At 69.8% G+C, this 10443-nt stretch carries 11 protein-coding genes; 6 read left to right on the top strand and 5 right to left on the bottom strand.

The annotated features are described in order from the left end of the window. Nucleotides 1-11 precede the first annotated feature (11 nt). The 4 genes from IBX22_RS11205 (at nucleotide 12) to IBX22_RS11190 (ending at nucleotide 4800) form a co-directional block, all read left to right on the top strand. Nucleotides 12-2429: an ATP-binding protein gene (locus IBX22_RS11205; RefSeq protein WP_194815214.1), complete on the top strand. Its 2418-nt coding sequence runs from the start codon at nucleotides 12-14 to the stop codon at nucleotides 2427-2429. Further along, entirely contained in the window at nucleotides 2414-2869 is a 456-nt protein-coding gene (locus IBX22_RS11200; protein ID WP_309234538.1) for a hypothetical protein, read from the top strand. The genes IBX22_RS11205 and IBX22_RS11200 overlap by 16 nt, the downstream gene beginning before the upstream one ends. Before the next feature lie 190 nt (nucleotides 2870-3059). Then, the gene (locus tag IBX22_RS11195; RefSeq protein ID WP_228538294.1) at nucleotides 3060-3449 is read left to right on the top strand and encodes a YchJ family protein; all 390 of its coding nucleotides are present in this window, start codon (nucleotides 3060-3062) and stop codon (nucleotides 3447-3449) included. Nucleotides 3450-3495: 46 nt separating this feature from the next. Continuing rightward, nucleotides 3496-4800: a cytochrome P450 gene (locus tag IBX22_RS11190; protein ID WP_194815213.1), complete on the top strand. Its 1305-nt coding sequence runs from the start codon at nucleotides 3496-3498 to the stop codon at nucleotides 4798-4800. Here IBX22_RS11190 and IBX22_RS11185 read toward each other — a convergent pair. After that, the gene (locus IBX22_RS11185) at nucleotides 4793-6379 is read right to left on the bottom strand and encodes a carboxylesterase/lipase family protein (protein ID WP_194815212.1); all 1587 of its coding nucleotides are present in this window, start codon (nucleotides 6377-6379) and stop codon (nucleotides 4793-4795) included. The two genes, IBX22_RS11190 and IBX22_RS11185, sit on opposite strands and share 8 nt — an antisense overlap. Nucleotides 6380-6468: 89 nt before the next feature. Here IBX22_RS11185 and IBX22_RS11180 point away from each other — a divergent pair, with 89 nt between their 5' ends. After that, on the top strand, nucleotides 6469-6693 hold the full coding sequence (locus IBX22_RS11180) for a zinc ribbon domain-containing protein (protein WP_194815211.1): 225 nt from the start codon (nucleotides 6469-6471) through the stop codon (nucleotides 6691-6693). On the opposite strand, the gene IBX22_RS11175 is transcribed toward IBX22_RS11180, so the two are convergent. Beyond that, nucleotides 6690-7562: an NAD(P)-dependent oxidoreductase gene (locus IBX22_RS11175; protein WP_194815210.1), complete on the bottom strand. Its 873-nt coding sequence runs from the start codon at nucleotides 7560-7562 to the stop codon at nucleotides 6690-6692. The two genes, IBX22_RS11180 and IBX22_RS11175, sit on opposite strands and share 4 nt — an antisense overlap. A gap of 50 nt (nucleotides 7563-7612) precedes the next feature. On the opposite strand from IBX22_RS11175, the gene IBX22_RS11170 reads away from it, so the two are divergent. Beyond that, complete coding sequence (locus tag IBX22_RS11170; protein ID WP_194815209.1) at nucleotides 7613-8014, top strand: MerR family transcriptional regulator; 402 nt, start codon at nucleotides 7613-7615, stop codon at nucleotides 8012-8014. Here IBX22_RS11170 and IBX22_RS11165 read toward each other — a convergent pair. The 3 genes from IBX22_RS11165 to IBX22_RS11155 all read right to left on the bottom strand — a co-directional run bounded on the left by IBX22_RS11165 (nucleotide 8011) and on the right by IBX22_RS11155 (nucleotide 10441). Then, complete coding sequence (locus tag IBX22_RS11165) at nucleotides 8011-8286, bottom strand: SelT/SelW/SelH family protein (protein WP_194815208.1); 276 nt, start codon at nucleotides 8284-8286, stop codon at nucleotides 8011-8013. The genes IBX22_RS11170 and IBX22_RS11165 overlap by 4 nt on opposite strands. Nucleotides 8287-8301: 15 nt before the next feature. Further along, entirely contained in the window at nucleotides 8302-9609 is a 1308-nt protein-coding gene (locus IBX22_RS11160; protein ID WP_194815207.1) for a cytochrome P450, read from the bottom strand. 121 nt (nucleotides 9610-9730) lie between these two features. Next, complete coding sequence (locus IBX22_RS11155) at nucleotides 9731-10441, bottom strand: TIGR03089 family protein (protein ID WP_194815206.1); 711 nt, start codon at nucleotides 10439-10441, stop codon at nucleotides 9731-9733. Nucleotides 10442-10443: the final 2 nt, after the last annotated feature.

Raw genomic sequence — 10443 nt, 5'->3', positions numbered from 1 at the left:
GGGTTTGTCGTATGGCCGATGCGGCCACCGAGGCAGTACCGCGCCTCACGGAGGTGGTGGCTCGCCGCCTTGCCGATGATCCCGCGGTCACCCCGGATGTCGCGCAGGCTGTGCTGCGCGCGCTGGGTGGCGCCGAATCCACGGACCGGACAATTGGTTTCGACGATACCGGGATTTTCCTGAAGGCGATCCGGGTGCGCGGCTTCCGCGGCATCGGCCAGGAGACGACCCTGGAGCTGCCGCCCGGCCCCGGCCTGACGCTGGTGGTGGGCCGCAACGGCAGCGGCAAGTCGAGTTTCGCCGAGGCCGCCGAGCTGGCGCTGACGGGTGGTAATCGCCGCTGGGACGGGCGATCGGCCGCTTGGCGCGAAGGCTGGCGCAACCTGCACACCGGCGATTCGACCCGCATCGAACTGGAATTGCTCACCGCCGGAAGCGATCCCGAGATCACCATCGTGAAGGAGTGGCAGCCGCAAGCGCAGCTGGCGGAGGCGCACTGGACCGAAAACCGGGCCACGCAGGCGAATTCACGCTTCGACCCCACCCGCTGGGCGCCGGTCCTCGAGCTCTACCGCCCGTTCCTGTCCTACAGCGAACTCGGCGCGCTGGTCGACGGCAAACCGAGCGACCTGTTCGACGCGCTGCACCAGCTGCTCGGCCTGGACGAACTGACGGTGGCGCAGGAGCGAATCCGGTCCCGCCGCTTGTCCTTGGAGCGCGCGGCCCGCGATTCCCGAGTGGAACGGGTGGCTCTGGTCGACGCGCTGGACGCGCTCGCCGACGACCGCGCCACCCGCATGGCCAAGTTGCTGCGCCCCGCCCAGCCCGATTTGACCGCGGTGAGCCGTCACATGTCCGGCCGCGCCGACGACGCGAGCGGCCCCGACGGCTTGCGCGCCATCGTCCGCCTCGCCCTGCCGACCAGCGAACAGGTGGACGAGATCGCCGACCGGCTGGCCGCCTGCGGCGCGGCCCTGGAACGCGACGCGACCGCCGACGCCGAAGCGGACCTGCGGGTCCTGGAGTTGTTGCGCCGCGCGCGCGTGCACGCCGACGCCAGTGGCGACTGCCCCTGCCCGGTGTGCGGCCGCGGCACCCTCGACACGGACTGGGCCCGTGCCGCCGACGCCGAGATCGCCCAGCTGTCAGCCCGGGTCGACGCGCTGACGACCGCCAAGACCCGCTTGCGGGAGGCCACTCGCGCCGCGCGTTCGCTGCCCGATCAGGTCCCGCCGGAGCTGGATTTCGATCCGCGCAACCCGCCGACCGTCGACACCACCGCGGTCCACCGCGCCTGGTCGGACTGGTCCGCCCTGGCTTCCACCGACTACACCCCGGATCTTCCGGATCGCTTGCGCAGTGCGCACTCCCGGCTCGTCGACGAACTCGCGCTGCTACAGCAGGGCACCCGCAAGGAGCTCGACCGGCTCGACGAGGTGTGGGCCCCGCTGGTCCCGCGTATCGCGAGCTGGCTGGACAACGCGCGCCAAGTCGCCTTGCGCGCCGGCGAACTGCGCACCGCCAAACGCGCCGAGGACTGGCTCAAGTCGGCCACCTCCGGTCTGCGCGACGAGCGCATGTCCCCGCTGGAGACCACCGCCCGCTGGGTGTGGCGCACCCTGCGCCAGCAGAGCAATGTCGAACTCGGCGGAATTCGCTTGCAGGGCAACGCCGGAACCGCCCGGCGTGTGCTGCTGGACGTCACCGTCGACGAGGTGGAGAGCGCCGCCCTGGGCGTGATGAGCCAGGGCGAACTGCACGCGCTGGGCCTGTCGTTGTTCCTGCCGCGGGCCACCGTCGAGCACAGTCCGTTCCGTTTCGTCATGATCGACGATCCGGTGCAGGCCATGGACCCGGCGAAGGTGGACGGCCTGGCCCGGGTGCTGGCCGCGGTCGCCGCCACCCGGCAGGTCATCGTGTTCACCCACGACGAGCGCCTGGCCGAGGCGGTCCGCCGAATGCAGTTGGCGGCAAGGGTTTTGGAAGTGCAGCGGCGGGAGCGTTCGGTGGTGGAGGTGCGGGTGTCCAGCGACCCGGTGCGCCGCTATCTCGACGACGCGCGCTCGCTGGTCCGCACCCCACAGCTCCCGCCCGCCATCGCCGACGAACTGGTCGCCACCTGCTGCCGGTCCGCGGTGGAGGCCGCCAGCCAGGCCCGAGCCCGGCGCAACCTGCTCGTCGAGGGCATGCATCACCGGGAGGTGGAACGCCATCTGGAATCGGCGCACACCACCCGGGCCATGGTGGCGCTGGCGGTGATGGGCGTGACCTACAACGTCGACGACCTGAACGCCCACCTCGCCACCGAGGCGAAATGGCTGGTCCCCGCGCTGCGGGACGTCACCGCCGCAGCGCACGTGCCGATCGATCGCACCATGCGCGAGTTGATCACGAGCACCGAACGGCTCATCGCGTGGCTGACCAAATGAACGGCCCGCACCGCAACGGTGCGCCCAACGCCCCACGGCGGCGATCGAAGTCGCGCCGCCCCAGGCGACGGCCGCCCCGCCCGACGGTGGACGAACGTTTCGAAGCCGTCGACCGACTATTGGACGGCGAGGTGACCGACGCGGGCGGCGTGTGGTCCCGCGCGACGGCCTGGATTCTGCGCCTGGCCTTGGAACAGGCGGTGGACCAGTTGTGGCTGCGTACCACACCGGAATTGGCGCGCTGCCCGATGCGCGCGCAACTGCTGGCCCTGCGCGTCTATGCCGGACCGGACACGGCCGCGCAGGTAGCGACGGTATGGGCGGCGCTCTCGCGCGCCGCCCACCATCATGATTACGAGCTCGCCCCGAGCGTCACCGAACTGCGCCGCTGGCGGGATCAGACCGCCGCCATCGCCGCGGTGCTCGCCCGGGTCGAATAGCTCAGAACAGCCACAACCTCGACGACAGCGTGTCCAGCAAGCGCAGCAGGCTCGAACCGAGCCCCGACAGCGTGCTCAATGGACCGAAAGGCCCCATCACCAGCTCCTTTGTTCGTAGCGAAACACACCCGCAACGGTGATTCGGTGTGCTCGAGCCTATGGACCGGTAGCGGCTGCGACAATCACCGCCATGGCTGAGTCGCAGATGTGCCCGTGCCGGCGCGGGGAACCGTTCGGCGAATGCTGCGGACCCGTACTCGCCGGGGCCCGGCCCGCGCCCACGGCCGAAGCGCTGATGCGTTCGCGATACACCGCTTTCGCCGTCGGCGACACCGGCTATCTGAAGCGGTCCTGGCATTCCGGTCACCGGCCCGCGGAGCTCGACCTCGATCCGGAGCAGCGCTGGCTGTTCCTGGAGATCGTCCGCACCGACCGGGGCGGCCCTTTCGACGACACCGGCCTCGTCGAATTCATCGCCCACTACCGCGCCGATGGGCAGCGGGGGCAGCTGCACGAGGTCAGCCGGTTCGTCCGCGAGGACGGCGCGTGGGTCTATCTCGATGGCGTGATCGAACCCTGAGCTGCCGCGTAGGGTGACAGTGTCACCGCACCGAGGGGGTTGGAAAATGAAGCCACAGTACTGGTTTCGCTGGTTGACCATGCAGGGCATGCTGCGCATGGCGGTGCGTAAGCAAGCCCGTGGCGGCGACCCGCTCGCGCAGTTGCTCGGCGGCGCGGGCCGGCCCGCTGATTCCTTCGCCCTCATCGACCAGCTGCGCAGCCAGGGCAGAGTGGCGCGGGTTCCGGTGGGGAAGTTCACCGCCGACCACGAACTCACTCGAATCGTGCTGCGCGACAACCACTTCGGCAAAGTTCCGGTGGCCGGCACCGGCGGCAAGATGGCCGCGCTGACGGCCGTGCTGGCCCGGCGCATCCCGCTGCCCGCGAATCCGGTCGAGGCGCCATCCATGCTGGTGATCGACCCGCCCGAGCACAGCAGGATGCGTCGCCCGGTCACCTCCGCCTTCACCCCGCGGGCCACCGCCCGGCTGCGCGAGCGCGTCGAAGCCGTCACCACCGAACTGCTCGACGCGTTCCCCGCCAACGGCTCCGCCGACCTCGTCGAATCCTTTGCCGCGCAGGTCCCCAGCGCGATCATCACCGACATGCTCGGCTTCCCACAGGCCGACCGCGCCATGTTCCTGGAGTGGGGCGACCACATCGCGCCACTGCTCGATATCGGTCTGGACTGGCGCAGCTTCCGCCGCGCTTTCGCCGCGCAGGACCGGATGGACGTCTATCTCGACACGCACCTGCAACGCCTGCGCCGGGAGCCGGGTGAGGACATCCTCTCCAGCCTCGTCACCTCCGGTGATCTCGACGACCGCGAACTCAAGGCAACCGCCGGACTGCTGATGGCGGCGGGCTTCGAAACCACGGTCAACCTGATCGGCAATTGCGTCGTCCGGCTGCTGGAAAACCCGGACCAACTGGAGCGCCTGCGGGCCGAACCGGGCCTGTGGCCCAACGCGATCGAGGAATCCCTGCGGCTGGACGCGCCGGTACAGACCACCGCCCGGCTCGTCCTCGAACCGTTCGAACTCGGCGACGTGGCCCTCCGCGAAGGCAGCCTCGTGGTGGTGTCTCTGGCGGGCGCGAACCGCGACCCCGCCGTATTCGAAGATCCGCACCGCTTCGACGTCGCCCGCGAAAACGCCAAGGACCACCTGTCTTTCAGCAGCGGCATCCATGTCTGTCTCGGCGCCAGCCTGGCCCGGATGGAAGCCACCCACGCCGTCCGCGCGCTGTTCGAGCGCTTCCCCGAGCTGCGGCTCGAAGGAGAACCGAAGCGGCGCGAGACCTACACGCTGCACGGCTACGAACGCCTGCCGGTCCGGCTGGGCCGGGCGGCCGAAACCTCGGTCAGCTGAAGCCGACGGCCTGATCACCCCAGGCGGCGTGCAGGTCTCGATCGGGGTTGTCGACCACGCGATCGATGGCGTCGATGAGCAGCGTCGTGCGGGTGGCCGGCTGGTACGGCGGCCAGTGCTTGGAACCGTCCAGCGCCGCGGGCACACCGTGTGCGGCGAAAGCCAGCCAGCGCCGCATCATCCGGCCCGAGACCTCGGTTGCCACTTTGCGCCCACCGAGCCAGAACGTCGGGTCATGGTTGAGTGTGCCGAAATTGCCGAAGACATAGGGCAATTCGGTGGCGTGCCCGGCGCCGACGCGGGCCGCGCGCAGCATCGGGGTGGCGTGGTCGAAGCGGTAGGTCCAGGTGGGTGAATGGTGGGCGTGCGCGTCGGCCACCCAGTGCGCGGGCATGCGGAACGCGGCGTCGGTCGACATCGCCAAGGCCCCACGGGTTTTCGCCAGATCCGGGTATGCGGAGGTGATCTCGGCGATGCGCTCGGCCGACATGTCCGGGTGATTGGCGGCGACATCGTTGAGCATGAGGTTCACCGCGTCCGGGGTGACCGGCATGATCGGGGACCGGAACAGGCGGAACAGCGAGGCCTCGTCCTTGTTGGTGCCGATCATCAGCGGCATCCGGTGCGAGCGACCGAGCTGGAAGCGGTGAATCGGGTACTCCGGCAACAGTCCACCGTCGACCACCGGCGCCGCCGCCAACCGGCCCGGCTCCTTCATCGGCACCTCGTCCATGAGCACGCCCGCGGCCTGGACGAGCCGGTCGACGGGCAGATCGATCAGATCCATGGTCTGCGCCGGGGAGAGCTCCAGCAGTTCCAGGAAGCGCTGGGCGATGCCCGCCGCGCGCTCCTGGCTCAGCACCGTCGTCGCGGGCGGGCTCTGCGCGATCGCCTTGTGGAACAGGCCGCTGGTGCGCGGCGAGGTCATCAGCGCGGTGACACAGCCCGCCCCCGAGGATTCACCGAACAGCGTCACATTGCCGGGGTCCCCGCCGAAGCCGGCGATATTGTCGCGCACCCATTCCAGGGCCGCGATCTGATCGTGCAGGCCCAGATTCGGGGTGAAGCCGTGGAACAGCGAGGACAGATCGAGGAAACCGAGCGCGCCGATCCGGTAGTTGACCCCGACCACCACCACGTCACCGGTTTCGGCGAGTTTGCGCCCGTCGTAGATGGCCTGGGCGGCGGTGCCGAGACAGTAGGCGCCGCCGTGCACCCACACCATGACCGGGCGCGGCTCGCCGGATGCCTTCGCGCCCACGCTGTTCGGCGGCGCCCACACGTTCAGCCACAGGCAGTCCTCGCCCATCGTCAGCACCGAATCGACCGGCACCATGTTGCCCATGGTCTGCGGGGCGATCTCGCCGAACAGCGCGCAGTCGCGGATTCCGTCCCAGCGCTCCGGCGGCACCGGCGGCCGGAAACGTTTCGCGCCGCGCACCGGGGCCGCGTAGGGGATGGAGCGCCACACCGCGACCGGGCCGTCCCAGTGGCCGCGGACCCGGCCCGAGGTGGTCGGTACGACAGGGCCGGCGTCGCCTAGTTCGGCGTCGGGTTCGGTCTCGAACTGCGTCGTCATGGTCCGTACCTCCTCATTCGAGAGTACTTCCAGACGGTGCGGGCGCCCGCGAACCGCACCGAGGGTGGGTCAGGCGATACGCTGGGGCGATGCCGAGCTACAACTTCCGGTGCCGGACCTGCGGTGACACCTTCGAAGTCACCCGGCCGATGGCCGAATCCTCGAATCCCGCGGATTGCCCGAGCGGCCACGGCGACACCGTCAAGCTGCTGACCACGTTCGGGACGGTGAACCGCGGCGGCGGCAGCCCGGCCCCGGCCGCGGCGTCCCGTCCCGCCGGTGGTGGCTGCTGTGGCGGCGGCTGCTGCGGCTAGCGGGGTTTGCCGAATTCCTCGATCAGCACCGGATACTGCTCCGCGCCATGGCCGGCGGCGACCGAGCGATCCGCCATCGCCTTGATCAGCTTCGGCAGTTCGGCGTTGACGCCCAGCGCCTCGGCCTCCTCGATCATGTGCGCCATCGCGCGCACGTCGGTCTCCAGGGTCGACACCTCCGCCGGGTAGGCGCCGCGGTCGATCTGCTCGGCGTATCCGGGTAGCCAGTCGGCCACACCGGCCGCGATGGTGCGCGCGAACGGCGCGAAGGTCGCGGCGTCCACACCGGCGGTGCGGAGCATGGCCGTGCCTTGCAGCCAGGCGTTGAGGACACTCCACATCATGGTCAGGCCCGCTACGTCGTACAGGGACGCGAGCCCGTGGTCGGCACCGAGATAGCTGACTGTGCCGAGCGCCTCGAGGACCGGCTCGAAGGCTTCGAAGTCCGCCTGCGGGCCACTGTGCAGGATCACGGCATCGGCGGTTCCGATGGCCGGCGGGACGGCCATGATGGCGCCGTCCAGGTAGCGGGCGCCGCGCTGCTCGGCCCACCGGGCGGCCTCCCGGGCCTGGCCGGAGGAGCCCGAGGTCAGGTTGAGCAGCATCGTGCCGGTCAGGTCGGCGTCGTCGAGCAGCTCGTACACGGCCTGGTAGTCGGTCAGGCAGATGATCGTCAGGGAACTGGCGCGCACCGCGTCGGCGACCGTCGGCGCGAGCACCGCACCCTGGCCGACCAGCTCGTCGGCCTTGGCGGCCGTGCGGTTCCATACGGTGGTCGGATGCCCGGCTTTCAGGAACGCCCCGGCGAGTGTCGCGCCCATCAATCCGAGTCCGACGACGGTCACTGAGCTGTCTGTTTGCTTGGTCATGGCACCATCGTCAACGTTGATACCGGTGTGAAGGTCAAGTGAGGTTTTCGATGCGTATCGGGGAACTGAGTCGCCGGACGGGCGTCAACGCACATCAGTTGCGCTACTACGAGTCCCAGGGCTTGCTCGAAGCGGAGCGTGCGGGCAACGGTTATCGCGAGTACGACGAGGACGCCGTGCTGCGGGTGCAGCAGATCCGGCACCTGCTCGCGGCCGGGCTGTCCTCCGAGGACATCGCGTACCTGCTGCCCTGTGCGGTCGGCGCGACCCCCGAGCTGGTCGGGTGTCCCGAGTTGCTGACCGCGATGCGGTCCCGGCTGCGGCGCCTGGAGGATCAGATGGACCGGCTCGCGCGATCCCGCGCCGCGCTCAACGACTACATCGCGGCGGCCGAGCGCACGGGCGCCGAGAACTACCCGCCCTTCGACGAACTGGCCGCGGTACCGGCCTAGGCCTTGTGGTCGGCGTGGCCGAGGTCGCGCTCCGGAGCGACCCGGTCCCGCACCCGCTGCTTGAGCACCGCGATCTCGGGAAACCCGCCGTCGGCCTTGCGTTCCCACACCTGCTCGCCGTCGACGGTGATGCGGAAGACCCCGCCCTCGCCGGGGATCAGCGCGACCTCACCGAGTTCGGTGCCGAAGGTGCTCAGCAGCTCCTGCGCCATCCAGCTCGCGCGCAACAGCCAGCGGCATTGGGTGCAGTACTCGATCGCGACGCGTGCCATGGCGTCAACGCTAGATCAGACCGCCGAGGTGGCCGGGGTGTGGGCACGGGTGCCGAGCCGGACCGGCAGCTGTTCGTAACCGTGCAGGGTGAACAGCTTGCGGCGCTGCGGCGGCCCCGCGAGTTGCAGGTCGGGGAAGCGGTCGAACAGCGCGCGCAGTGCGTAGGTGGCCTCCATCCGCGCCAGGCTGGCGCCCAGGCAGACGTGCACGCCGCTGCTGAAAGTCAGGTGGTCCTTGGCATTTTCGCGGCCCACGTCGAATCGCGTCGGGTCCTCGAAGACCCCGGGGTCCCGGTTCGCTCCGGCCAGCGACACCACGACGGTATTGCCCTTGCGCAGGCGGATTCCCGCGATCTCGACGTCCTCGAGGGCCGAGCGGGCGGTGGTCTGCACGGGAGCGTCGATCCGCAGCACCTCCTCCACGGCATTGGGCCACAGTTCCGGTTCGGCGCGCAGCCGGGCCAGCTGGTCGGGATGCGAAAGCAGTTGGACGACACCGTTTCCGATGAGATTGACGGTGGTCTCGAACCCGGCGCCCATGAGCAGGCTGGCGGTGGCCTTGAGCCCGTAGGTGTCGAGTTCGCCGGCGGTGACCAGGCTGGAGAGAATGTCCTCGCCCGGCTCGCGGCGCAGGCGTTCGATGTGCCCGTCGAGGTAGTCGTTCATCACCTCCATGGCATCGAGCGCGGTGCGGTGCGCCTTGCGGGAGATGCCGATGTCCAGCAGCGGGGTCGCGGCATCGCCCCAGGCCAGGAACATTCCTTTGTCTTCGCGCGGGAAGCCGAGCATTTCGGAGATGATCGCGATCGGCACCTGCGCGGCGAAGGCGGCGATGAGATCGGCGGAGCCGCCGGAAGGCAACTCCTCGAGCAGTTCCTCGGTCACCGTTTCCACGCGCTCGCGCAACCTGCGGATCGCGCGCGGGGTGAACGCCGCCGCGACCGGACGGCGCATCTTCGTGTGGTCGGGCGGATCGATCACCAGCATCGAGGGTGGCTCGACGGGATTGGGCGGCAACGGGTATCGCTCGACGAACCGCTGTAGCGGGGCCGGGAGATCGAAACTCTGATTCGCGCGCACCCCGAACCGGGGGTCGCGCAGGATCGCGCGGATCAGCTCGTGATCGGCCGAGGCCCAGGCGATCGGCGTCCGGACCAGCCGCCCCTGCCCGCGCAACTGCTCGATCAGCGGATACGGATCGGTGAAACCCTGTGGGCCGCCCATCAATTGGGCGAAAGGCTGGCCGCGCCGAGCTTGCGTGCGCAGGACCAGCCGGGGCAGACCCTGGACGGAAAACCACCGGAACCAATACTGGGGTTTCATCTCTCACCAACCTCGTCGTCGCGGATAGTTCCACCGTACGGATCGCCGTGGGAGCTGAGAACGTGCTCCGGTTGGACGAACGACCTATACCTGGGTAGGAGCCGTCCCGATCATGGCCGATCTACCGCTGCGCCGTAACCCGTTCCGAGGCGATCCGCCGCTCCCGCGCGGCCGGATCCGGGTTGACCACCTGCACCAGCGACGCACCCGCCGTCAGCACCGCGACGAACCCGTCGATCAGCTCCGCCGGCGTCTCCCACGGCGTGCTGGACAGCACCCGGTCGCCCTCGCCGAAACCCTGTCGCATCGCGGACCGCTTGGCCTCGGCCAGCACCTCGGCGACCGGCATGCCCTCCAGCGCGACACCGGCGCCGCGCGGCAGGAACTGATCGCCGTGCACCCGCACATGGGTCGCGAAATCGGTGACACCCAGCGGCAGATCGCGCACCGGCGCCCCGAGTGGATCCAGCGACAGCGCCGCGACCTCGCCGATGCCATCGGCGTCGTCGATCCGGGCGGCGGTCACCAGTGCGAGTTCGGCATCCGGGTCCGGCCGCAGCACGACTTCCGCGCCGGCCCACCAGCAACCGAGCAGCACCGCGGCGGTCTGCCAGTGCGCGGGCAACAGCAGTGCCACCCGGGCGCCCGGTGTCAGGCCGAATTCGTCGCGAATCAGGTTGGCGGTCTTGGCCGCCCAGTTCGCCAGCGTCAGCCCGGACAGTTCGATGCGGGCGCCGGTGGCGTCGTCGTAATAGGTCACGCGGGGTGCGGCGGGTTCGCGCGCGAGGATCGGGTCGAGCACCGACTCGGTCAGGGTCGTGTGCTCACGCATTG

Source organism: Nocardia sp. XZ_19_385 (assembly GCF_015355755.1).
Taxonomy (GTDB): Bacteria; Actinomycetota; Actinomycetes; order Mycobacteriales; family Mycobacteriaceae; genus Nocardia.
Note: the sequence above shows the minus strand (reverse complement) of the source record. Positions and strands in the feature narration are given on the sequence as shown.